The organism is Streptomyces sp. WMMB303 (genome assembly GCF_029351045.1).
Taxonomy (GTDB): Bacteria; Actinomycetota; Actinomycetes; order Streptomycetales; family Streptomycetaceae; genus Streptomyces.
The window spans coordinates 247,360-270,761 of sequence record NZ_JARKIN010000001.1 but is presented as its reverse complement, the minus strand read 5'-3'; the positions used below and the strand labels follow the sequence as shown (position 1 = coordinate 270,761).

Sequence of the window (23,402 nt, the reverse complement as noted above, 5' to 3'; positions counted from 1 at the left end):
GATTAAGATAGCCAATCATTGAACTGGTTTCCCCACGACCACCCCGGAGGATGCATGCCGTCCGCGCCGCGTCTCGCCCGACTCTCGATCCCGCTTCTGCTGCTTGTCGTCTGGATCGCCGTCGGCGGCGCGCTGGGGCCGTTCGCCGGGAAGCTCGGCGAGGTCGCCACCAACGACGAGGCCGCCTTCCTGCCGCGCAGCGCCGAATCCACCAGGGTCCTGGACGAACAGAAGGCGTTCGACCAGGAGGAGACCCTGCCCGCCATCGTGGTGTGGACGTCCGGCGACGGGCAGTCCGTCACCCGCGCGCAGCGCGGGGCCGCTTCACGCGCGCTGGACCGGGCCGCCGACAGCGTCGACGCGGTCGGCCCGCCCACCCCCGCCATTCCCTCCCGGGACGGCGCGGCACTGCGGGGCATCGTCCAACTCCGCCCCGACCTGGGCGAGGAACTACCCGGGGCACTGGAGAAGCTCCGCTCGGCCGCCGGAGAGGTACCCGGGACGACGGTCCACCTCGCCGGGCCGGCAGCCACCCAGGCCGACCTGTCGGACGCGTTCGCCGGAATCGACGGGCTGCTGCTGGGGGTGGCCCTCGCCGCCGTGCTGCTGATCCTCGTTCTGGTCTACCGCAGCGTGCTGCTGCCGTTGGTGATCATTCTCGGCGCGGTGTTCGCTCTCGGACTGGCCTGCGCGGCCGTCTACGTGCTCGCCCGGCAGGACATGGTCCGCGTCGACGGGCAGGTGCAGGGGATCCTGTCCATCCTGGTGATCGGCGCGGCGACGGACTACGCGCTGCTGCTGACCGCGCGGTTCCGCGAGGAGTTGAGCGCGGGGCACCACCGCGAGACCGCCGTCCGGGCCGCCCTGCGCCGCTCCGTCGGACCGGTGCTGGCCAGCGCCGGTACCGTCGTCGCCGGCCTGCTGGCCCTCCTGCTCAGCGACCTGACCAACAACCGCGCCCTGGGGCCGGTGGGCTCCATCGGGATCGTCTGCGCGCTCCTCAGCGCGCTGACGTTCCTCCCTGCGGTACTGGCACTCCTCGGCCGTTTCGCCTACTGGCCGGCAAAGCTGCCGCGCTCGCCGGAGCAGCGGGAGTCGTCCGCGCGGGGCGGGGTCTGGCCGCGGGTGGCGCGTGCCGTGGACCGGGCGCCCCGGAGGATCTGGGCCTGCACGCTTGCGGTGCTGCTCGCGGCGAGCGCCTTCGCGCCGCTGCTGAACGCCCGGGGCGTGCCGCTGGACGAGGTCTTCATCAACGACGCGCCCTCCGTCGCCGCCCAGCGGACCCTCAGCGAACACTTCCCCGGCGGCTCCGGTAACCCGGCCACGGTGCTCACCGACGAGCAGGCCCTCACGAAGGTGCGGCGGGCGGCGCTCGGTACCGAGGGAGTGGCCTCGGCCGTGCCGTTGGGGGCGAAGGGCCGCCCGGACGCCGAGGCGCCGCAGGTCGTGGACGGCAGGGTCCGTCTCCAGGTCACTCTGGAGGACGCCGCGGACAGCGACGCCGCCAAGCGTACGGTCGAGCGGCTACGCGAGGCGGTGCGGGCCGTCCCGGGCTCCGACGCGCTGGTCGGCGGCTACACGGCCCGACAGCACGACACCCAGCGGACGGCCGAACGCGACCGCGCGCTGATCGTGCCGGTCGTCCTGGCCATCATTCTGATCATTCTGGTCGCGCTGCTGCGCTCGCTGCTGATGCCACTTCTGCTGGTGGGGACCGTCGCGCTCAGCTTCTTCGCCACCCTGGGCGTCTCCGCGCTGGTCTTCCGGGAACTGCTCGGTTTCAGCGGAGCGGACGCCTCGGTACCGCTCTACGGCTTCGTCTTCCTGGTGGCCCTGGGCGTGGACTACAACATCTTCCTGATGTCCCGGGTCCGCGAGGAGTCACTGCGGCACGACGTGCGGGAGGGTGTGCTGCGTGGCCTGACGGCCACCGGCGGAGTCATCACCTCGGCGGGTGTGGTGCTCGCCGCCACCTTCGCGGCGCTCGCCGTCATCCCGCTGGCCTTCCTCGCCCAGGTCGCCTTCATCGTCGCCTTCGGAGTCCTTCTGGACACCCTGGTGGTGCGGTCCCTCCTGGTGCCGGCGCTGGTCCGGGACATCGGCCCGGTCTCCTGGTGGCCCGGTGTCCTCAGCCGCAGGTGAACCGCCGCCCGTCGGCGGCTCGGACAGCGGGCCGTCGACGGCGCTCAGCGGCGCGGAGTGGGCGCGAGCACGACGTTGTCGTACCCGGGCAGGGCCGCTGCCGCCAACGGGGGCGCGCCCTCGAGTTCCGCGCGCAGCAGCCGCTGCAACCTGCGGGCGCTCGCGTGGTAGAAGCGGTGCTGCGTCCAGCGTCCGAAGACCGCGAAGCCGGTCCGCACGACCGGGTTGGGCAGCGGTGCCCGCCGCGAGTGGCCGGTGATAAGGAACTCCACGGCACCGGTCCGCAGCCGCTTGACGACCTGGTAGGCGAGTTCGCCCTGCTCCAGATGGCCCTCCAGGGTCCGGTAGGCCCACCCCCATACGCGTGACTCCCACGCGCCGCTGCCGTGCGTCTCGTCGGTCACGGACGTCACCCGGACGCCCATGTCGAATCGCAGTCCGGCGAACCTGCCCTCCAGCAGCATGTCCCGGCCCAGCAGCGGTGCGTCACTCCGGTAGAGCGCGCGCAGGATGGCCGGCTCCGCGAACTGGTAGTCGCGCACCAGGCGGCAGGCGATCTCCCACGCGCCGCCCCGCACGGGGGCGCCCGCCGGTTCCCGGGCGAGCGGCTGGCGGAGGTAGTCGACGTGCCAGCGCGCGTTCCAGGTGGGCACCCGACTCCCCGTCACCGGGGCGTAGTTGACCGAACGCCCGGCCAGCGAGTGCAGCGCGGCGACCGCCGGTGCACGGTAGAGGCGCCGCTCACGCAGCATGCGGGCCGTCCGGCCGGGGGTGTCCGGCGGGGGTGTCCTCCAGCGACTGGCCGATACCCCACAGCGTGGGGGCCCACAGGCCGACGAACAGGGCGCGGCGCTCGGCGTTGCCCCGCTCGTCCTGGTCGAAGCTCGCCGCCCGCATCCAGAAGACGATGCAGAGCCCTACGGACCCCATCGACGCCAGTTGCAGATGTGTCCTGCGCAGTCCGATCCGGTGCATCAGCTTTTCGAACAGCACGCCGACCTCCTGATACGGGTGGGGGAGATGAGTGCCATTTATATCCACTCATGTGTCTTTCATGGTGTCATAGGTGTTATGTCGCTACAGGGATGGATGTGGTCGGTGATCGGGACACGGACCCGGCACGACTCCGGCCGACCGCCGGCCAGGCGGCCCGGCAGACCGTCCGCCCGGCGGCGGATCGGCACCCTGCTGCGTTTCCCGGCCGGTGTTCTGCTGGTGTCCTGGGAGTACATGTGGCGGGTGACCGCACTCCACCGCAGTGAAGTGGCGGGGGATTCCGGCGACCTGCCGCCCCCGCTGCCCCCCGATCGCGTCGACGAGCTCACCAAACGGCTCGGCGACGGCGTCGGGCCGATGTTCCACCGCCGGTTCGGCGTCCGAATCCAGGGCGCCCGGATGAGCCCCGAGGAGCTGATCGGAGCGGTCGCGGCCGACCTCAACCGCCCGGCGCCCTCGACCGTGGCGGTCTTCCACAAGACGCGCGGCGGCCCAGGGCCGGCGCGCCCCGGCGACGAGTACCGAGTGCAGATGCCGGGCCCCTGGGACGGCCCGGTCCGCGTGCTCCACCGCGACCCCGTCACGATCCGGCTCGGCACGCTGCACGGGCACTTGGAGGCCGGGCAGATCCAGTTCACCGCCGACGACCCGGGAAACGGACTCCGCTTCCACGTCGAGGCGTGGTCGCGCGCCGGCGACTGGTGGGCCGACCTGCTCTACAGTCGGCTCCGGGTGGCCAAGGAGATCCAGTTCAACATGTGGGTGCACTTCGTGCTGGGCGCCGCCGCCATCGCGGGCGGCCGCGCACAGGGGGGCGTCACCATCGAGACCCGCGGTGTCCCGGCGGCCTCCTGCGAGTCGGTAGTCCAGTGCTGACCTCCGCGACCGCGGCGGGGAGGCTGTCGCACCGCCCCCGGGCGCGGCGGTGATCCGGGGCGGCGCCACGCGTGCGGACCGGATGTACCGGCGGACCGGGTGCGGGTGGGCGAAAGTGGTGACCGGAGCCGTCCGTCCGAGCCCCGCCCGCCCTGACCGAGCCGGAGGATCCGGTGCCCCCTGACACCGCCCCGCACACCGCTGTCTGCTCCTACACGCACCTCTTCCGCGGCGCGTCCGTGCGCATCCAGGAGTTGAGCCGGCCCGCGGCCTATGCCGAGAATCCGCGCGCCACCGGACTCGTGCTCCGGTTCGCCGACGGGGCCGCCACCGACGCCGAGATTCTGATCACCTCGGGCGGTGAGGCCGTCCTGGTCGTCTCCGGCCACACCACGCGTGCGGGCACCCGGCTGCCGGAGCGGACCTGGCTCGTCCGAGACTTCCGTGCCCTGGGGAACGAGGTCGAGGTGACGGTGGGCGTGCCGACGGAGTGACCGTCCCGGCCGCCGGTTGCCGGTCGCCGTGCCCGACGTGTGCGGACCTCCCCCGGACCCGGCGCCCGGGGGCCGCCGGATCACGGTTCGCGGTGCACCTTCGTGTTGGACGCCTGCGCGCGCGGGCGCACCACCAGCAGGTCGACGTTGACCCGGCTCGGCCGCGAGACGCACCACGCGATGGTGTCGGCCACGTCGTCCGCGGTCAGCGGCTCGGCCACGCCTTCGTACACCCGTGCGGCCTTCTCCTCGTCCCCCCGGAACCGGGTGAGCGCGAACTCGTCGGTCCGGACCATCCCGGGCGCGATCTCGATCACCCGGACGGGGCTGCCGACGATCTCCAGACGCAGGGTCTCGGCGAGCACGTGCTGGGCGTGCTTCGCCGCGACGTACCCGGCCCCGCCCTCGTACGTCGCGAGGCCCGCCGTCGAGGAGAGCACCACGACCGTGCCCGCACCGGCGGTCAGCGCGGGCAGCAGCGCCTGCGTGGTGTGCAGGGTCCCGAGGACGTTGGTCTCGTACATCCGCCGCCAGTCCTCGGGGTCGCCGGAGGCGACCGGGTCCGCCCCCAGCGCCCCGCCCGCGTTGTTGACCAGCACCTCCAGTGTCTCGAACCGTTCGGCGAACGCGTCGACCGCCGCACGGTCGGTCACATCCAGGGTGTGGGCCTCGGCCTGCTGCCCCTCCTCGACGAGTTCGGCGGCGAGGGCGGCGATGCGCTCCGCACGGCGCGCGGCCAGCACGACCCGGTAGCCGGCCGCCGCCAGCCGGCGGGCGGTGGCGGCGCCGATGCCGCTGCTCGCTCCGGTGACGACAGCGGTGCGGGAGGGGGTGGCGGGCGAGGCGGTGCTCATCGACGCTCCTGGAGGCTCTGGGACCTGCGGTGGGCTCCGGTCAGGGTATGCGGGCTCCCGCGCCTGCGGGCAGCCGCCCCGGAAGCGCGCAGCCGCCTGCGGGCAGCCGCTCCGGCAGGTGGCGCGGCCCGGCCGCCGTGCGTCCGGCCGGGCGCACGGCGCACCGTCCCGCGTGCAGGGGAAGACTGCCGCTCACAGGAAGCTGACGTTCTGGGCCAGCGGGAGCTCATCGGAGAAGTTGACGGTGTTGGTCGCCCGGCGCATGTAGGACTTCCAGGCGTCCGAGCCCGACTCGCGCCCGCCGCCGGTGTCCTTCTCCCCGCCGAACGCGCCGCCGATCTCCGCCCCCGAGGTGCCGATGTTGACGTTGGCGATCCCGCAGTCGGAGCCCGCGGCCGAGAGGAAGACCTCGGCCTCCCGCTGGTCGCGGGTGAATATGCTGGAGGAGAGGCCCTGCGGGACGTCATTGTGCAGGGCCAGCGCTTCCTCGAGCGTGTCGTAGGCGAGTATGTAGAGGATCGGTGCGAAGGTCTCCTCCCGTACGACGTCGGACTGTTCGTCGACGCGGACCAGAGCCGGTTCGCAGTAGGCCGCCTCCGGGGCGGCGTCGGCCAGCCTGCGGCGGCCCCCGGCCAGCAGTTCGCCCCCCGTAGCCCGGGCCCGCGTCAGCGCGCCGTCCATCCCCTCGAGGGCCGCGAGGGAGATCAGCGGACCGACGAGCGTGCGGTCGTCGAACGGGTCGCCGACCGGCAGCGTGCGGTAGGCCGAGCCCAGCCGGGCGGTCAGCGGTTCGGCGACGTCCCGGTGGACGAGGAGACGGCGCAGCGTCGTGCAGCGCTGTCCCGCGGTGCCCGCGGCGGCGAAGACGATGCCCTGCACGGCGAGGTCGAGATCGGCGGACGGGGCGACGATCGCGGCGTTGTTGCCGCCGAGTTCCAGCAGACTGCGGCCGAGCCGAGCCGCGACGCGGGGCGCTGTCTCGCGGCCCATGCGGGTCGAGCCGGTGGCGCTGAGCAGGGCGATCCGGGGGTCGTCCACGAGTTGCCGGCCGACGGAACGGTCGCCGAGCAGCAGGCGGTGCACCGCGGGGGGCGCTCCGACGTCGTCGGCCGCGCGGGCCAGCAGGCGGTCGCAGGCCAGGGAGGTGAGCGGGGTCAGCTCCGAGGGCTTCCAGACGACCGTGTCCCCGCAGACCAGTGCGACCGCGGTGTTCCACGACCACACGGCCGCGGGGAAGTTGAAGGCGGAGATGACGCCGACCACCCCGAGCGGGTGCCAGGTCTCGGCGAGTCGGTGCCCGGGACGCTCGGAGGCGATGGTGCGGCCGTACAACTGGCGCGACAGACCGACGGCGAAGTCGCAGATGTCGATCATCTCCTGGACCTCGCCCAGGGACTCGGACCTGATCTTGCCCGCCTCGATGGTCACGAGATCGGCGAGGTCGCTCTTGTGCTCGCGCAGCAGCTCCCCGAGCCTGCGCACGAGTTCCCCGCGGCGCGGCGCGGGCGTGCCGCGCCAGGTGCGGAACGCCGCGCGTGCTTCGGCGACGGCAGTCTCGGCTTCGGCAGCGGTGGCGGTGCGGAGCCCGAAGAGGCACTCCCCGGTGAGCGGGGTCCGGGCCGGGAGGTCGCCGCCTTCCGGTACCCGTACGCCGATCGCGTCGAGGCGGGTGCGGGCGCGGGCCCGCAGGTCATCCGTACTGGGCAGGGCGGTGCTGGTCATGGCCATCCTCAGGGGTGTTCGCGGTGGACGGGGTGGACGAGGGCGGTGCGATCCAGCCCCAGCTCGTGCGCGACCCGGGCCAGAGAGCGGTGCTGCTGCTGCTCGTAGAGCGCGAACGGGTCGAGCACCTCGCGCTCCAGCGCACCGGAGAGCCACCCGGCGTCGTAGGCGGCGGCCTCCCGCGAGTTGTCGCGGGTGCCCTGCGAGGTGAGGTTGGACTGGAAGATGCCGGCCGCGGAGCGGGGCAGGAAATCCTCGTAGACGAGAGGTTCGGCGTGGACCCACCCCCGCCGCAGCAGTGTCCCGATGTCCGCCGGGGGCCGGGTGCCGTCGCGGGGTGGATCGGCGGCCGTACGGAAGGTGAAGTGCGCCAGTCCGCGGGCGGCGAGTTCCCGCTCGGTGCGGGGCAGGTGCTGCTCCCACACCTCCCGGGCGATCTCCTCGCGTCGCCGCCCGGGCGTCCGCGCGCTGCGCCGGTCGACCAGGTCGACCAGCTCGTCGTAGCGGGCGCGGCCCTCCCGGGTCAGGGCGATACCGCGCGCCTCGACCTCGCCGAAGCGCACCCGCAGCGCACCGTCGACCACGCTGCCGTCCGGGGTGCGCATCGCCCGGGTTTCGGCCAGCGCCCGGAAAGATGTCTGGCGCAGCAGCACGTCGGGCCCCTGCCAGCCGGGCGGGCCCTGAATGGTGTCGATCATCTCGATGCCGCGCGCGGTCATCCGGCGGTACAGCTCGTCGATGTCGAGCACCCGCGGGGTGAGGTGGTTGAGGTGCGTGCTGCGGACCCCGCCGATGTCCGCCGCCACGGCCGAGACCCGCTCCAGGGTCCGGTACCAGGCCCGGTCGACCGGTTCGCAGGACAGTTCGAAGGCGCCGACCGCCAGCCGGAGGAAGCGCTCGGCCTGCTCCGGCGGCAGTTCCCGCTCGGCGGCGGCCCGGTCGGCCAGCGCGAGCAGCTCCGGCGGGAAGAGTTCGCGGCCCGCGAGGAAGGCCTCCAGCCGTGCCCGGAGCCCGGGGTCGAAGAACCGGGGGTCGCCAGGAGTGAGCAGGGAGGTGAAGACGCGGAAGGGATTGCGCGCCAACTCCTCGGCGTCGACGGGCCGGAAGGCGGTGGAGACGACGGGGACCGCGCTGACCGCGGCCTCACGCAGGTCGTAGAAGCCGACCGGGCGCATCCCCAGGGCCGCGAAGATCCGGGCGACCTGCCGCAGTTCCGCGGGGGTGCCGACGCGGACGGCGCCGTGCCGCTCCGCGGTCACCCGGTCGAGGGAGCCCAGGCGTTCGGCCGCGCTGCCCCGGGTGCGCAGGACGTCCTCGTTGACCTCGTGGGAGACCTCCACCAGCGTGGTGTAGGCGGGCACCTCCTTCCCGTACATCCGCGACAGCCGTTCGGCGAACGCGGCCCTCAACTGCCACTGTTCGACTCTCTTCACGGTTCGCCCTTCCTTCCCGGGGGGTACGGGCTCACACGACATGGGCCTCGGGACGGATCCCGGATCCGGCGTGGAACCGGTCGGCACTGAGCGGCGCGGGGTCGGCGAACGGGCGGCGTCCCAGGTGGAGGTCGCGGACGATCTCGCCCACCGCGGGCGCCTGGAGGAAGCCGTGTCCCGAGAACCCCGTGGCGTACAGGAAGTTCTCCAGTTCGCCGGAGCGGCCGATGAGCGCGTTGTGGTCCGGGGTGTTCTCGTAGAGTCCGGCCCAGCCGCCGACGGTCTCCATGCCGGCCAGGGCGGGGGCGCGGCGGCGCGCCACGGCGCGGAAGCGCTCCAGCCAGTCCGGTGTCCAGGTGGTGTCGAAACCCTCGGTCTCGTCCGGGTCGGCCAGCCCGAACAGCAGTCCGTCGTCGCTGTTGTGGAAGTAGGCGCTGGAGGAGAAGTCGATGGTGAAGGGGAGGCGGGGCGCGGTCGGGGCCAGCGGCGCGGTGAACGCCAGTTGCCGGCGCACCGGGCGCACCGGAAGGCTGACGCCGGCCATGTCGCCGATCTGTCCGGACCAGGCTCCCGCCGCGCAGATGACGCTGCCGCAGGAGATCCGTCCATGGCTGGTGTGCACGTGGGTCACCCGGCCGCCGACCGTCCCGAGGCCGGTCACCTCGGTGTGCTCGGCCACCCGCACGCCGCCGGCGGCCGCGGCCTCCGCGTAGCCACGCACCACAGCGCCCGGGCGCGCGTGGCCCGCCGTGGGGCAGTAGGCGGCGGCCACCAGGCCGTCGGTGCTCAGCCAGGGGCACAGCCGGCGCGCCTCGTCCGGACCGATCATGCGGCTGGGGACGCCGAGGCCGTTCTGGACGGCGACACCGGTCGCGAAGTCCGCCTCCTGCTCCGCGCTGTCGAGCAGGAACAGGTAGCCGACGGGAGCGAACCGGATGTCCGCACCGGGGCGGTCGCCGAAGCAGCGGTAGGCATCCAGGCTGCGCCGGCCCAGTTCGATGTTGAGCGGGTCGGAGAACTGGGCGCGTACGCCGCCGATCGGTTTCCCCGAGCTGCCGCAGCCCAGCTCGCCGCGCTCCAGCAGGACGACGTCGCGCACCCCGGCCTCGGCGAGGTGGAAGGCGGCGCTGGTGCCCAGCACACCACCGCCGATGATCACGACGTCGGCGGAGTCCGGGACGGTACGGAAAGCGGAGGAGGGCATAGGCGGTCCCTTCCGAGGGCCGACGGCGGGATCGAGCGGAGTGGCCCGAGCCCGTACGCGGCGCTGCTGTCAGTGCGGCGGTGCTGATCAGCGTGCTGCCCCACATCGTGACGCAGCGCGACCGTTGACGTCCATGAACAGTTTCTGCTCACATTCGTTTACCGTTCCTGCATGGAATGGACGAGTCCGCAACTGCGGTCGCTGGTGGAGCTGACCCGGCGGGGCACGGTCACCGCGGTCGCGCGCTCCCTCGGCTACACCCCCGGCGGGGTCTCCCAGCAGATCGCCGCGCTGGAGAGGTCCACCGGTATGGAGCTGCTGCGGCGGGTGGGGCGCCGGGTCGAACTGACCGACGCGGGTGTGACGTTGGCGGCCCACGCCGAGCGGATCCTGGCCACGGAGGCCGAAGCCGTGGAGGCGCTGGAGCGCACCCGCCACGAGGTCTGCGGGACACTGCGGATCGGCCTCTTCGCCACCGCCGCCGCCGAGATCCTGCCGCTCGCGCTCCGGCACGCCCGGGAGACCTGCCCGGGCATCACCGTGCGCAGCCGCGACATGGACGTGGACGACGTGTACGACGCGGTGGCGGGCGGCTCCGTGGAGCTGGCCCTGGGCCTGGACTACCCGGACGTGCCCCTCCCGCGGGACGCGTCGCTGTGCGTGCTCCCGCTCTCCCGCGAGCGGTTCTCCCTCGCCGCACCTACGGGCGAGCTGACCGGCCGGGCGACGGTCGCGCTCCACGAGCTGCGCGAGCGGGGCTGGATCCTGCCGTCGGCCGGGAGCTACTACGGCCGCGCGGCGCTCACCGCCTGCCGCCGGGCCGGTTTCGAACCGCGGGTGCTGCACGAGGTGACCGACACCGCCGCGACACTGGCCCTGGTCGAGACCGGGGTGGGAGTCAGCCTGGTGACGGACCTGATGCTGCGGCTGCGCCCCTCGCACCTCGACGTCCTCGGGCTGAGCGACGCCGTGGAGCGGCACATCGTGGTGGTCTGCCGGACCGCCTCGCGGCACCGGCCGACGGTGGCGGCGCTGGTCGACGTGCTGCGCTCGGCCGCCTGTGCCCCGGCGGGCGAGCAGGGGCGGCCCGCGGGGGAGGGGAGCGGGAGGCCCGGCTGACCCTCCGGACACCGCAGGCGCGGGGGCGCGGGGGTGTGGGGCGGTGCGGGAGCGGGGGCGGCCGGGTCCGCTCCCGCACCGGTTGGGCCGTGCCCGGGCTCAGGCGCCGGTCCCGGTCCCCTCCTCCGCCCGCAGAATCCGGTCCGGACGCAGCGGAAGGTCCCGGTGGCGGACCCCGGTCGCGTGCCAGACCGCGTTGGAGATCGCCGCGGCCGCGCCCACGATGCCGATCTCGCCGATGCCCTTGATCCCCACCGGGTCGTCGGGGACGGGGTCGTCGATCCAGTCCGCCTCGATGACCGGGACATCCGCGTTGGCGGCGACGTGGTAACCGGCGAAATCCGCCCCCACCTGGCCCCCGGACGCCGCGTCCCGCACGGCCTCCTCGTGGAGGGCCATGGACAGGCCCCAGGTCATCCCGCCGACGAGCTGGCTGCGGGCGGTGAGCGGGTTGACGATCCGGCCTGCCGCGAACACCCCCAGCATGCGCCGCACCCGGACCTCGCCGGTGGTCACGTCGACGGCGACTTCGGCGAACTGTGCCCCGAAGGAGTGCCGTTCCTTCTTGGCGAGCTCGGCGAGCAGCCTCGCGGTGTCCGTGCGCGCGGTGATGCCGTCCGGCGGGATGTCACCGTCGGACAGCGCCAGCCGGCCGCGCAGTTCCTCGGCTGCCGAGACGACGGCCAGGGACCACGAACGGGTGCCCATGGAGCCGCCGGCGACCCAGGCCTGGCCGAAGTCGCTGTCCCCGATCCGTACGGTCACCCGCTCGGCCTCCACGTCGAGCGCCTCCGCGGCGACGAGGGCGAGGGCCGTGCGGGCGCCGGTGCCCACGTCCGCCGCGGAGATCCGCACGGTGAAGCCGCCGTCCGGCTCGGCCGTCACGGAGGCGGTCGAGGGCGCGGCGCCGGACGGGTAGGTGGCCGCGGCTGTTCCGGTACCCAGCAGCCACCGGCCCTCGCGGCGCAGCCGCGGCCGCGGGTCGCGCCCGGCCCAGCCGAACCGGCGGGCGCCCTCCTCGAAGCAGCCGAGCAGGTTGCGGCTGCTGAAGGGGAGGCCGGAGAGCGGTCCGCTCTCCGGCTCGTTGCGGGCCCGCAGCGCGATCGGGTCCATCTCCAGCCGCTCGGCCAGCTCGTCGAGCGCCGACTCCACCGCGAAGGACCCCGGGGCCTCGCCGGGTGCCCGCATCCAGGTCGGCGTCGGCATGTCGAGACCGACGAGGCGGTGCGCGGTGTGGTGCGCCCGCGCGTCGTACATGACCCGTCCGAAGACGGCGCTGGTCTCCACGAACGGACGCAGTGTCGAGGTGAGGTTGAGCGCCTCGTGCCCGAACGCGCGCAACCGCCCGTCCGGTTCCGCGCCGAGCCGCACCCGCTGTGCGGTGGGGCTGCGGTAGCCGGTGACCGCGAACACCTGGCGCCGGGTCAGCGCCAGGCGGACCGGCCGGTGCAGGACGGTCGCGGCCATCACAGCGCCCACCTGGTGCGGCCGGACTCCCTTGGAGCCGAAGGCACCGCCGATGTGCTCCGAGCGCACCCGTACCGAGGAGGCGTCCAGCGAGAACAGCTGGGCCAGATCGCCCGCCACCCAGCCGGTGCCCTGGTTGGTGTCCAGCACCTCCAGCCGCCCCTCGTCCCAGTGGGCGGTGGCGGCATGCGGTTCCATGGCGCTGTGGTGCTGTTCGGGGGTGGTGTACGAGGCGTCGACCAGCACACTGGAGGCGGCCAGTTCGGCTTCCAGGTCGCCCTTCGCCGCCACGGCGCTGCCGTCCTCGGGCGGGTAGGTGCCGGGCCGGCCGGCGTGGAAGGCGACGTCGTGCGGTTCCTCGTCGTACTCGACGACCAGCGTCTCGGCGGCCTCCCGTGCCTCCTCCGGCGTCTCGGCGACGACCAGGGCCACCGGCCATCCCAGGTGCGGCACCCGGTCGTGCTGGAAGAGTGCCACGACGGGATCGGGCGGGCCGAGCAAGGAGGCGAAGTCCGTGGTCAGGCGCGGAGCGTTGCCGGAGTGCAGCACGGTCAGCACACCGGGGAGGGCCCGCACCGCCTCCTCGCCGACCGCGCGGACGCGGCCGCGTGCGACGGTCGAGAGGACCAGCCAGCCGTGTGCCAGCTCCTCGAAGGGCTGTTCGCTCGCGTAGCGGGCCGCGCCGGTCACCTTCTCCCGGCCCTCGACGCGGGTGCGGGCGGCACCGACGGTCCGGGGTTTCGCCGTGGTGGTCATCGGGCGGCCTCCTCGGCCAGTTCGGTGAGCAGGGAGACGACGAGGTTGCGCAGCAGCGGCAGTTTGTAGGCGTTCTGCTCCAGCGCCTGCGCCGCGGCCAGTTCGGCGTCGGCCGCCGCCGCGAACGCCGTCTCCTCGGCCGGCTGCCCCAGCAGTGCCCGCTCGGCGGTCCTTGCCCGCCATGGGTGGGAGGCGACGGCGCCGAAGGCCAGCCGCACGTCGCGCACGGCGCCGTCGGCCACGTCGAGCGCACCGGCGACCGAGCCGATGGCGAAGGCGTAGGAGGCCCGCTCGCGCACCTTGCGGTAGCGGGAGCGCGCGGCGACCGGCGCGGGCGGCAGGGTGACGGCCGTGATGAGCGCCCCCTGCGGCAGCGCGGTCTCCCGATGCGGAGTGTCGCCGACCGGCAGGTAGAAGTCGGCCAGCGGCAGCTCGCCGCTTCCCTCGGCGGTCTCGAAGGAGACGACGGCGTCGAACGCGGCCAGCGCGACGCCCATGTCGGACGGGTGGACGGCCACGCAGTGCGCCGAGGCTCCGAGGACGGCGTGATTGCGGTGCTCCCCGGTGGCCGCCGAGCATCCGCTGCCCGGGGCGCGCTTGTTGCAGGGGAGGGAGGTGTCGGTGAAGTAGGGGCAGCGGGTGCGCTGCAGGAGGTTGCCGCCGACGGTGGCCATGTTGCGCAGTTGGCCCGAGGCTCCGGCCAGTACGGCCTCCGCCAGCGCCGGGTAGCGGCCGCGGACCTCGGAGTGGGCGGCCAGGTCGCTGTTGGTGACCGTGGCGCCGATCCGCAGTCCGCCTTCCGCGGTCGGTTCGATGCGGTCCAGGGGCAGTTCCCGGACGTCGACGAGCCGCCCGGGGCGTTCGACGCCGGTCTTCATCAGATCGATCAGGTTGGTGCCCCCGCCCAGGTAGCGCGCGTCCGGGTCGGAGTCGAGCAGCGCGACGGCCCCCTCGACATCGGTGGCGCGCTGGTAGCTGAACTCCCTCATGCGGCGGGCTCCTTCGGGCCCGTGCCGACGGCGGGCCGGGCCGGGGTCGAGGCGGCCTGCGAGACGGCCTGGACGATCGACACGTACGCGCCGCAGCGGCACAGGTTGCCGCTCATCCGCTCCCGTATCTCCTCCGGGGTCAGTGGTGGCGGTCCCGCCTCGGGCCGGACGTCGCCGGTGGCGGCGCTGGGCCAGCCCGCCGCGTGCTCCTCGAGTACGCCGAGGGCGGAGCAGATCTGCCCCGGGGTGCAATAGCCGCACTGATAGCCGTCGAGGTCGAGGAACGCCTGCTGCACCGGGTGGAGTTGCTCGCCGTCCGCGACGCCTTCGATGGTGGTGACGGCACGCCCCTCGGCGGCGACGGCCAGTTGCAGGCAGGCCACGGTCCGGCGGCCGTCGACCAGGACGGTGCAGGCGCCGCACTGTCCCTGGTCGCAGCCCTTCTTCGAACCGGTCAGGTCGAGGCGCTCGCGCAGCGCGTCGAGCAGGGTGGTGCGGTTGTCGACGGTCAGGGTGTGGTGCTCTCCGTTGATCTGCAAGGTGATTGCGCTGGCGGTGGCTGGAGCCATGAACAGCTTCCTTCGCGAGTGCGGTACGAGGAGGATCGGCGCGCGGGCGGAGAGGCTGGGGCGGACGGAGCGTCCGCCGCCCGGGGATCCGACGCTATGGTGGGTTGGAGAAAGCGGACAACAGTCCACTCCATCCGTCATGAACGTATCGGACAGTTGTCCGGTTCGCAAGAGTTCCGCGTATCGCCGCTGCGCACCGCAGTTCCGCGCCGGGGCGGAAAGGAGGACGAGTGCGGCACCACAAGCCCGGCACCGCGCTGCGCTCGGACGCGCAGCGCAACCGCGAACGCATCCTGGAGGTGGCGCTCGCGGAGCTGACCCGCGCCGCCGACGCGCCGCTGAGCACCATCGCCAAGAAGGCGGGGGTCGGCCAGGGCACCCTCTACCGCAACTTCCCCAGCCGCGAGGCCCTGGTCCTGGAGGTCTACCGGTACGAGGTGCAGCAGGTGGCCGAGGCCGCCGAGCAACTGCTGCGCACCCGGCCGCCGGACCGGGCGCTGCGCGAGTGGATGGACCGGCTCGCCCGGTACTCGCTGGCCAAGGCGGGTCTCGCGGACGCGCTGCGGGCGGCCACCAGCGCCTGCGGCACCCTCGCCGGGCTCGGGTACGGTCCGCTGACGCAGGCCGTGGGCACCCTGCTGGAGGCCAACGAACGCGCCGGAACGATACGCCCCGGGATGACCCCGGAGGACTTCCTCCTGGCCATCGCGGGGCTGTGGCAGATCGATCCGCAGCACGACTGGCAGGCCCGCGCCGACCGGCTCCTCGACCTGGTGATGGACGGGCTGCGGGCCGGCGCCCCGGGGCGCCCGGCGTCCGCCGAGTGAGTCCCTGCGAGGCCGTCCGCCCAGGTGTGCGGGGCCGGCGGCCCCGAATGGCGTAAACCGGGCAGGGCGACCACGATGGACCGGGGGGCGAACAGAATGCTGGACCGCGGTGACAGGAGGATGCGATGACCACGGCAGCCGACATCATGCACCCCGGCGTCCGGTGGGTACCCGCCACCGAGACCCTCGACCGGGCCGCCCAGTTGATGCGCGAGATGGACGTGGGTGCCTTGCCCGTGAGCGACCCCAACGACCCCGACGAGCGTATGTGCGGCATCATCACCGACCGTGACATCGTCGTCCGCTGCATCGCGGCCGGACGCGACCCCTCGCGGGTGACGGCGGGAGAACTGTGCGAGGGCACTCCGCGCTGGATCAGCGCCGACGCGGACCTGAGTGAGGTCCTCCGCGAGATGGAGACCCACCAGATCCGGCGCCTGCCCGTCATCGACGGGAACAAGCGGGTGGTCGGAGTGATCAGCGAAACCGATCTGGGCCGGCACCACCTGAACGACGAGCAGCTCGCGGGCTTTGTGGAACAGGTCTACGCCTGAGTCCCGCACCCCACGGCGGACCCGCCTCGGCACTCGCCGGGCGGGCCGCCGGTCTGCCCGGGCGGGCCGAGGCGGATCCGGGCGGTCAGCCGGCGGATACGACCGACCGAAGCCGCGTGGCGAAGGCCTCGGGGTCCTCGACGAAGCCGGTGTGGTCGCCGGGGAAGACGGCCCGCTCCGCGCCCAGCGCCTCGGCCAGCGCGAGCGAGGTCCGGTCGCACAACTGTCCGGCAGAGTCCTCCCCGACTCCCACCACGATCCTGGTGGCAGCGGAGCGCAGCGCCGCGAGATCGGGCTGCCAGAAGCTGGAGGCCCGCATCTCGTGCGCGAACCAACGCTGTTCGTCCGCCACCTGCTGAGGGTCGCGCTCGCCGCCGAACATCTCCTCGATCACCGGTTCGGGGAGGCTGATTCCGGCGTTGGTGAAGAACTTCCGCCATGCTCCGGTCACGTCGCCGTCGAGATAGGTGCGGACGGTCTCCTCGGTGCCCTTCCGCAGCGCGTCGCGGTCCTCCAGGAGTTCGATCAGCGGCGGCTCGTGGGCGACGACCGTGTGCACGGCTTTGGGGTGGTGCTGGGCCAGGGCCAGTGCGCTGACGGCCCCACCGCTGGAGCCCAGCACCGCGGCCGGGCCGCGGCCGAGCGCCTCGACGAGCCGGGCGAGGTCGTCGGCGCGCAGTTCCGGAGTGGAGTCCTGGGCGGGGTCGTCGAGCCCGCTGCGGTTGATTCCGCGCGGATCGGTGGTGAGCACGGTGTGGTCCGCGGCGAGCAGCTCGGCCAGCGGGGCGAAGGCGCCGGCATCCATCGGGGCGCCGACCAGGACGAGGAGCGGGCCGTCGCCGCGCACCTCGTAGTGCAGACGTGCACCGGGCACCTCCAGGGTGCGGGCGGCGGCGGTGTCGTGTGAGCGGGAGTCCATGGTTCCTCCGAAGGGAGTGCGGCTGTCGGTGACAGAGACCGTCCGGCCGTAGGGGAATCATCGCTCGCGCCCGGCCGGTTTCGGCTCCCGCACGGGCGGCTCCCCGAGGTGTGACAGCGCGAGTCCGCGGAGTGCTCCGCGCAAGCGGGCCGGTGACGCCCTCCCTCCGGATCCGGACCCGCCCGCACCCGTGGCCGCACCGGGCCGCGGGTCAGCGCTCGGCGGGGACACCTGACAGTTCCTCGGCCTCGCCCGGCGGGTAGGGGGAGCCGGGCCACTCGACGAGCAGCACCGTGGCGTCGTCGCGCAGCCGGCCCTGGTGGTGTTCGAGGTGATGCCGGATCAGCCGGCGCAGGGTCTCGGGCACGGGAAGTTCGTCGGCCTGGTGCCGGATGAGGAAATCGGTGAAGCGCTCCATGCCGAACTCCTCGCCCCGGCTGTTCCGGGCCTCGGTGATGCCGTCGGTGTAGAGCAGAAGCCGGTCGCCGGGCTGCAGGTGGGTGCGGCACACCTGGGTGTCCGTCCGGAACCCGGTGCCCATCGGCGGTCCGGGCGGGTGCGCCGGCTCGATGGTGGAGCGGCCCCGGACGATGACCGGCAGATGGTGGCCGCGGCTGAGCCAGGTCAGCTCGCCGCTGGGCACGTCCAGCGCGGCCAGGATGCCGGTCGCGAACCGGTCCCCGCGGAACTGCTCGAGCAACGCCTCGTCCACCGCGGCCGCGGTACGCACCAGGCAGGCGCCTTCGCGGCGGCTGTTGCGCAAGGTGGTGAGCGCGAGACTCGCGGTCAGCCCCGCCGCGGTGTCGTGGCCCATGGCGTCCAGCACCGCGAGGTGCACGGTTCGGCCGTCGACCGCGTAGTCGTAGACGTCGCCGCTGACGTCGTAGGCGGGCTCCATGACCGCGCTGATCACCACCCGCTCCGTCGCGAAGGTGCGCTGCGGCATGATCCGCCACTCCATCTCCGCCGCCAGACTCATCCGCCTGCGGCGGACCAGGCGGGCGTAGGAGTCGCTCAGTCCGCGTTTGGAGACCACGAGCAGCGCCACGAGCGCCGCCAGGCGCTCCATGTCCTCACGCCTCGCCGCGTCCGCGTCCTCGGCGGTGATCCGCAGTACACCGAGCCGGTCGGTGCCGTCCACCAGCGGGACCCAAAACTGGCAGGGATCGGCCACCGTGACCGGGAGGATCTCGCCGTGCTGGAAGGCCCGTCCGGCCACCGTGCCCTCGATGGTGAGCTCCTCGCCCTCCCCGGCACCCGCCGGTGCCGGCCTGCCGGACAGCGGGGAGAGCACATCCTGCTGCAGGTCCGCCAGGTAGATCAGCACTTCGCTGAGCCCCACCCGCCGGGCGTGTGCCGCCACGAGCTGCGGCAGGTGCTCCAGGGTGGAGGTGTGGCTCGCGATGAGCAGCGCCCCGAACATGGCCGCACGTGCCGCTGCCGGTTCCGGCGCCGCTCCCTCGGGGCCGGATGAGCGTCCCAGGGGAGTAGTCATGCCCCCACTCTCGTCGTGGAGGGTCACCGCGGGGGCGAGCAACACCCGTGGGCAGCGTGTCCGGGCGGAGCCGGCGGCCCGGTGGGCGGCAGTGTCCGGCCCCGCATCACCCGATCAGGTCATCGGCGAGGGTCATCCCTTCCCGGCTGACGCGTACTCACCGCCGTGTTCCCGGCCGGTGGTCGGCGCGTGCCCCCGCTTCCGCAGCCTCCGCCCCCGTGCGGAGCCGTCGAACCGCGGATTGAGCGACCCCCTTCGAACGACAATACTCATAATATGGCGAAACGGGACCGGCTCCGGCGCGCGAGGAGCCGCAGCGCGCCGGGTACCGGGCCCGAGCGTGCCGAGCGCCCCGGTGCCGCGCCTCGGAGGCCCTCCCTGTCGTGGGGACGGCAGGCGCGCTCCCCGCTGAGTGTGCACACCGTCGCGGGCCAGGTCCTGCTGCTGCAACTGGTGCTGGTGGTCGTCCTCGTCGCCGTGACGGTCGCGGGCCTCGTGCTGCAGTCCCGCCGCCAGAGCATCGAGGGGACCCGCGACGAGGTACTCGCGGCCGGAGAAGGGTTCGCGAACGCTCCGGGAACGGCGGAAGCCCTGGACAGCTCCGACCCGACCGCGGTGCTCCAGCCCCGCGCCGAGGCCGCCCGGAAGCGGACCGGCGTCGACAACATCGTCGTGGCCACCACGGACGGCATCCGCCTCACCCACCGGGACCCCGACCGGATCGGACAGCGCTTCGTCGGGCCCTACAAGAAGGCGCTCAGAGGCGAGTCCTTCACCCACACCGTCACCGACCCGCTGGGACTGTCGGTGTACGCGGCCGTGCCCGTCTTCCGCGCGGACGGCACCGTCGCGGGCGTGGTCGCCCCGGAGATCACCATCGAGAACGTCAACCAGGAGGCCCAGGAGCAACTGCCGCTGCTCTTCGGCACGGCCGCCGGGGTGCTCGTGCTGGCCATGGGCGGCTCCGCGCTGGTGAGCCGGCGGCTGCGCCGCCAGACCCGGGGACTCGGCCCGGTCGAGATGACGCGGATGTACGAGCACCACGACGCGGTGCTGCACGCGGTACGCGAAGGCGTGCTCATCGTCGACGACAGAGGACGGCTGCTGCTGGCCAACGACGAGGCGCGGCGACTGCTGGACCTGCCCGAGGACGCGGAGCGACGAGCGGTCGGCGACCTCGGTCTGGCTCCCGGCACGGCGGAACTGCTGGCCTCCGGTGAACCCACCACCGATGAGGTGCACCGGGTCGGTGACCGGCTGCTGGCCGTCAATGTGCGGTCCGTCGAGCAGCACGGGGGAGCGTCCCACAGCGTGGCCACGCTGCGCGACACCACGGAGCTGCAGGCCTTGGCGGGCCGCGCCGAGGTGGCCAGGGAGCGGCTGCAACTGCTGTACGACGCCGGGGTCCGGATCGGGACCACCCTTGATGTGGCGCGTACCGCCGAGGAGTTGGCCGAGGTCACCGTGCCCAGGTTCGCCGACTTCGTCACCGTCGAACTGCTGGACCCGGTGCTGCGCGGAGAGGAGCCGGGTGAGGCCGGCACCGAGATGCGCCGCACCGCCGTCCGCGGCATCCGCGACGACCCTCCCCTCTATCCGGAGGGTGAGCTGATCCGGTTCGCGCCCACCAATCCCGTCGCCACCGTCGCGACCAGTGGCCGGCCGGTGCTGGAGCCCGACCTGGCCGCCTCCCGCGGCTGGCGCGCCCAGGACCCCGAGCGCGCCCGGCGCGTCCTCTCCTACGGCATCCACTCCCTGCTCTCGGTGCCGCTCCAGGCGCGCGGCGTGGTGCTGGGGGTGGCCGACTTCTGGCGCTCCGAGGGCGAGCCGTTCGGCGAGAGCGACCTGTCCTTCGCCCAGGAGCTGACCGCCCGGGCGGCCGTGAGCATCGACAACGCGCGGCGCTACACCCGCGAGCACGCCATGACCGTCACCCTGCAGCGCAGCCTGCTCCCCCGCGAGCTGCCGGAACTCTCCGCCGTGGACGTGGCCTTCCGCTATCTGCCGGCGGGTGCGGGGGTGGGCGGGGACTGGTTCGACGTCATCGCGCTGCCCGGTGCCCGGGTGGCGCTGGTGGTGGGGGACGTGGTGGGTCACGGACTGCACGCGGCCGCCACCATGGGCCGGCTGCGCACCGCGGTGCACAACTTCTCCGCTCTCGACCTGGCACCCGACGAACTCCTCTCGTACCTGGACGAACTCGTCGCCCGCATCGACCAGGAGCGCGCCGTGGAGGGCGACGGGACCGCCCTCACCGGAGCCACGTGCCTCTATGCCGTCTACGACCCGGTCTCCGGCCGGGCCACCGCCGCGCGCGCCGGTCACCCCGGGCCCGCTCTCGTGCACCCCGACGGCAGCGTCACCTTCCCCGATCTCCCCCTCGCGCCGCCCCTGGGCCTCGGAGCCGGGATGCCGGTCGAGACCGCGGACCTGGACCTGCCCGCCGGCAGCCGGCTGGCGCTGTTCACCGACGGCCTGGTCGAGAACCGGGAGCGCGACGCCGACACCGGTCTCGCGCTCCTGCGCGACGCCCTCGCCCGGGCCGACCGGACGCCTGAGGAGACCTGCCGGGCCGTGATCGGCGCACTGCTGCCCGAACACCCGAGCGACGACGTCGCGCTGCTGGTGGCCCGCACCCACACCCTGGCCCCGGACCAGGTCGCGACCTGGGAAGTGCCCGACGACCCGACCGCCGTCGCGCCCGTCCGCGCCGCATGCGCCCGGCGACTGGCCGACTGGGGCCTGGCGGACCTGGCCTTCACCACCGAGTTGATCGTCAGCGAGCTGGTCACCAACGCCATCCGCTACGGAACCCCGCCCATCCGCCTCCGGCTGCTGCAGGACCGCAACAGCGTGATCTGCGAGGTCGCCGACGGGAGCAGCACGTCACCGCATCTGCGCCGCGCGGCGATCACGGACGAAGGGGGCCGCGGGCTCTACCTCATCGCCCGGTTCGCGCGGCGCTGGGGCACCCGCTACACCGGCCGCGGCAAGATCATCTGGACCGAGCAGCCACTGCACGACGGCGGGGACGAAACCGGCGAGGAGCCCGGCGAGAGTCTGCTGGACCAGTGGGGCGACGTGGAGCTGTGACGCCCGACGCGGTGGAGCAGGGCTCGGGCGCCCCCGGGGCGCGCCCGGGAGCTGCTGCCCCGCCCCCGGGCCAGGGGATCAGAACACCGACCATCCGGTGAGCGAGGTGAAGGCGTCCAGTGCCGCGACGCCCGCCACCGAGTTGCCGCGCAGGTCCAGGCCGGGACTCCAGACGCAGAGCGTGCACCGGCCGGGCACCACCGCCAGGATCCCCCCGCCGACCCCGCTCTTGCCCGGCAGTCCCACCCGGTAGGCGAAGTCGCCCGCCGCGTCGTAGGTCCCGCAGGTGAGCATGACCGCGTTGACCCGCTTCACATCGCGGGCCGGGAGCAGCCGGGAGCCGTCCGTCCCCACTCCCTGCCGGGCCAGGAAGGAGCCGGCCAGCGCCAGATCGCGGCAGCTCATGCTGATGGAGCACTGCCAGAAGTAGTGGTCCAGCACCGTCGGTACGGGGTTGTCCAGATTGTCGTAGCTGGCCATGAGGTACGCCAGGGCGGCGTTGCGGTCCCCGTGCTCGGACTCGGAGGAGGCCACCTGCGGGTCGAAGGCGACGGCCGGATTGCCGCTCTGGGTGCACAGGAAGTCCAGCATCGAGGTGCTGGCGTCGCCGGTGAGCGACTGCAGCCGGTCGGTGACCACCAGCGCGCCCGCGTTGATGAAGGGGTTGCGCGGGATGCCGTTCTCGTACTCCAACTGCACCAGGGAGTTGAAGGCGGTGCCGGACGGCTCGCGGCCCACCCGGCCCCACAGGCTCTCGCCGTCCCGGGCCAGTACCAGCGCCAGGCCGAACGCTTTGGAGACGCTCTGTATGGAGAAGGGCACCTGCCAGTCGCCGACCCCGGTGACCGAACCGTCCACGTCGGCGACCGCCATGCCGAACCCGCCCAGGTCCACCTCGGCCAGCGCCGGGATGTATCCGGCCGGCTGCCCGCGGCCGACCTGGGGCGCCGCAGTGGCCGCGACCTCCTCGAGCACCGCCTGGTAGTCCATCGTCCGCGCTTCTCCCGAGCGTCGTGTGCCGTCTCCGATGCCGGGCACGCGCCGCCTGGGGCGGCACCGGTGCGCACGCCGGGTCCGGCGCAGACTCTAGCCTGCGGGAGGGGCCGGACCTGCGGCGGGACCTGCGGCGCGGCCCTGTCGCCGCATCCCGGAGGGGGCCGCGCGCGGCCGCGGTCCGCCGGGGTGCTTCACCACTCCAGGGCGGTGACCGTGAACAGGCCGCCGCACACCCGCAGTCCGTCCACCTCGGCGGTCAGGGCCCGGTCGGAGCCGGGCGGACGCACCTCGACTGACCGCGGCCTCGCCCAGCAGGAGCCGTCGGCGGCGTCCTCGCTCCCGGTGCGCAGCTTCGCGTGGGCCCGGGTGGAGGGCTGCAGGGTCACCGTCCGGGCGGTGCCGTCGTCCGCGTGGGCGGCCGGGCTGCCGATCGTGGCGCCGTCCTCGCCGGTCAGCGACACCCGGGGGTAGCCCTTGAGGAGGCAGGCGGCGTCCGTGGTGTTCTTCAGGGCCATGTCGAAGTACCGGCTGCCCGCCCGGCTCTCCGCCGGATCCAGGGACATCGTCAGATCCGAGGCGGCACAGCGCCGGGTTCCGCCTCCGGTTGCCTCATGGCCGCCGGTGGCCGGGGCGGACGAGTCGGCGGCGCCGTCGGCGGCGGAAGCGGGCGGGGAGTCGCCCGCGCCCGGATCCTTCCCGTCCGCGTCCTCCCCGCCGCCGCACGCGGCGACCGCGGCGAGCAGCAGCACCGTCCCCGCGGCAGCCCGCGTACTCCGCCGCCACCGGCCCGGGGCGCGACGGGCCCGGTACGCCGTATACGCCGTACCCGGAACACCGAAAGCCATGATCATTGCTCTATACCTATCAGTACCCGACTTCGGGCCTCAAGCCATCCGA

20 protein-coding genes are annotated in these 23,402 nt (G+C 73.5%); 7 read left to right on the top strand and 13 right to left on the bottom strand.

Annotation, left to right across the window (positions count from 1 at the left end; all coding sequences use genetic code 11):
- The first annotated feature begins 54 nt into the window (after positions 1–54).
- A complete protein-coding gene (locus tag P2424_RS01245) occupies positions 55–2,142 on the top strand; it encodes an MMPL family transporter (protein WP_276473951.1) in 2,088 nt (695 codons plus the stop codon).
- A 44-nt stretch (positions 2,143–2,186) separates the two neighbouring features.
- On the opposite strand, the gene P2424_RS01240 is transcribed toward P2424_RS01245, so the two are convergent.
- On the bottom strand, positions 2,187–2,894 hold the full coding sequence (locus P2424_RS01240; RefSeq protein WP_276473950.1) for a DUF1990 family protein: 708 nt from the start codon (positions 2,892–2,894) through the stop codon (positions 2,187–2,189).
- Positions 2,884–3,135 (bottom strand): hypothetical protein, encoded by a 252-nt coding sequence (locus P2424_RS01235; protein WP_276473949.1) that lies wholly within the window; start codon positions 3,133–3,135, stop codon positions 2,884–2,886. The genes P2424_RS01240 and P2424_RS01235 overlap by 11 nt, the downstream gene beginning before the upstream one ends.
- Before the next feature lie 78 nt (positions 3,136–3,213).
- Between P2424_RS01235 and P2424_RS01230 the strand changes: the two genes are divergently transcribed.
- Both P2424_RS01230 and P2424_RS01225 read left to right on the top strand, forming a co-directional pair.
- On the top strand, positions 3,214–4,014 hold the full coding sequence (locus P2424_RS01230; RefSeq protein WP_276473948.1) for a DUF1990 family protein: 801 nt from the start codon (positions 3,214–3,216) through the stop codon (positions 4,012–4,014).
- Between the two features lie 173 nt (positions 4,015–4,187).
- Positions 4,188–4,508, top strand: a complete 321-nt coding sequence (locus tag P2424_RS01225) for a hypothetical protein (protein ID WP_276473947.1) — start codon at positions 4,188–4,190, stop codon at positions 4,506–4,508.
- A gap of 80 nt (positions 4,509–4,588) precedes the next feature.
- On the opposite strand, the gene P2424_RS01220 is transcribed toward P2424_RS01225, so the two are convergent.
- From P2424_RS01220 to P2424_RS01205, 4 genes are all read right to left on the bottom strand, one after another.
- Positions 4,589–5,362, bottom strand: coding sequence for an SDR family NAD(P)-dependent oxidoreductase (locus P2424_RS01220; RefSeq protein ID WP_276473946.1), 774 nt, complete (start codon positions 5,360–5,362; stop codon positions 4,589–4,591).
- Between the two features lie 192 nt (positions 5,363–5,554).
- Positions 5,555–7,084, bottom strand: coding sequence for an aldehyde dehydrogenase family protein (locus P2424_RS01215; RefSeq protein WP_276473945.1), 1,530 nt, complete (start codon positions 7,082–7,084; stop codon positions 5,555–5,557).
- Positions 7,085–7,092: 8 nt separating this feature from the next.
- The gene (locus P2424_RS01210) at positions 7,093–8,559 is read right to left on the bottom strand and encodes a VOC family protein (RefSeq protein WP_276473944.1); all 1,467 of its coding nucleotides are present in this window, start codon (positions 8,557–8,559) and stop codon (positions 7,093–7,095) included.
- Positions 8,549–9,721: an FAD-binding oxidoreductase gene (locus P2424_RS01205; RefSeq protein WP_276473943.1), complete on the bottom strand. Its 1,173-nt coding sequence runs from the start codon at positions 9,719–9,721 to the stop codon at positions 8,549–8,551. Before P2424_RS01205 ends, P2424_RS01210 begins: the two co-directional genes overlap by 11 nt.
- Positions 9,722–9,892: 171 nt before the next feature.
- On the opposite strand from P2424_RS01205, the gene P2424_RS01200 reads away from it, so the two are divergent.
- Positions 9,893–10,840: a LysR family transcriptional regulator gene (locus tag P2424_RS01200; protein WP_276473942.1), complete on the top strand. Its 948-nt coding sequence runs from the start codon at positions 9,893–9,895 to the stop codon at positions 10,838–10,840.
- 99 nt (positions 10,841–10,939) lie between these two features.
- Here the strand turns inward: P2424_RS01200 and P2424_RS01195 are convergent, their stop codons facing one another.
- The 3 genes from P2424_RS01195 to P2424_RS01185 are packed head-to-tail and all read right to left on the bottom strand — an operon-like array spanning position 10,940 to position 14,621.
- Entirely contained in the window at positions 10,940–13,063 is a 2,124-nt protein-coding gene (locus P2424_RS01195; protein ID WP_276473941.1) for a xanthine dehydrogenase family protein molybdopterin-binding subunit, read from the bottom strand.
- Positions 13,060–14,052 (bottom strand): xanthine dehydrogenase family protein subunit M, encoded by a 993-nt coding sequence (locus P2424_RS01190; RefSeq protein WP_276473940.1) that lies wholly within the window; start codon positions 14,050–14,052, stop codon positions 13,060–13,062. Before P2424_RS01190 ends, P2424_RS01195 begins: the two co-directional genes overlap by 4 nt.
- Positions 14,049–14,621: a 2Fe-2S iron-sulfur cluster-binding protein gene (locus P2424_RS01185; RefSeq protein ID WP_276473939.1), complete on the bottom strand. Its 573-nt coding sequence runs from the start codon at positions 14,619–14,621 to the stop codon at positions 14,049–14,051. The genes P2424_RS01190 and P2424_RS01185 overlap by 4 nt, the downstream gene beginning before the upstream one ends.
- 230 nt (positions 14,622–14,851) lie before the next feature.
- Between P2424_RS01185 and P2424_RS01180 the strand changes: the two genes are divergently transcribed.
- Both P2424_RS01180 and P2424_RS01175 read left to right on the top strand, forming a co-directional pair.
- Positions 14,852–15,448, top strand: a complete 597-nt coding sequence (locus P2424_RS01180; protein WP_027761899.1) for a TetR/AcrR family transcriptional regulator — start codon at positions 14,852–14,854, stop codon at positions 15,446–15,448.
- Positions 15,449–15,573: 125 nt separating this feature from the next.
- On the top strand, positions 15,574–16,002 hold the full coding sequence (locus P2424_RS01175) for a CBS domain-containing protein (RefSeq protein ID WP_276473938.1): 429 nt from the start codon (positions 15,574–15,576) through the stop codon (positions 16,000–16,002).
- Between the two features lie 85 nt (positions 16,003–16,087).
- On the opposite strand, the gene P2424_RS01170 is transcribed toward P2424_RS01175, so the two are convergent.
- Both P2424_RS01170 and P2424_RS01165 read right to left on the bottom strand, forming a co-directional pair.
- Complete coding sequence (locus P2424_RS01170; RefSeq protein WP_276473937.1) at positions 16,088–16,921, bottom strand: alpha/beta hydrolase; 834 nt, start codon at positions 16,919–16,921, stop codon at positions 16,088–16,090.
- A 211-nt stretch (positions 16,922–17,132) separates the two neighbouring features.
- The gene (locus P2424_RS01165) at positions 17,133–18,416 is read right to left on the bottom strand and encodes a PP2C family protein-serine/threonine phosphatase (protein ID WP_346660057.1); all 1,284 of its coding nucleotides are present in this window, start codon (positions 18,414–18,416) and stop codon (positions 17,133–17,135) included.
- 276 nt (positions 18,417–18,692) lie between these two features.
- Between P2424_RS01165 and P2424_RS01160 the strand changes: the two genes are divergently transcribed.
- Positions 18,693–21,509, top strand: a complete 2,817-nt coding sequence (locus P2424_RS01160; RefSeq protein ID WP_276473936.1) for a SpoIIE family protein phosphatase/ATP-binding protein — start codon at positions 18,693–18,695, stop codon at positions 21,507–21,509.
- Positions 21,510–21,587: 78 nt separating this feature from the next.
- Here the strand turns inward: P2424_RS01160 and P2424_RS01155 are convergent, their stop codons facing one another.
- A complete protein-coding gene (locus tag P2424_RS01155) occupies positions 21,588–22,499 on the bottom strand; it encodes a glutaminase (RefSeq protein WP_276473935.1) in 912 nt (303 codons plus the stop codon).
- 197 nt (positions 22,500–22,696) lie between these two features.
- A complete protein-coding gene (locus P2424_RS01150) occupies positions 22,697–23,350 on the bottom strand; it encodes a DUF4232 domain-containing protein (RefSeq protein ID WP_276473934.1) in 654 nt (217 codons plus the stop codon).
- Positions 23,351–23,402 lie beyond the last annotated feature (52 nt).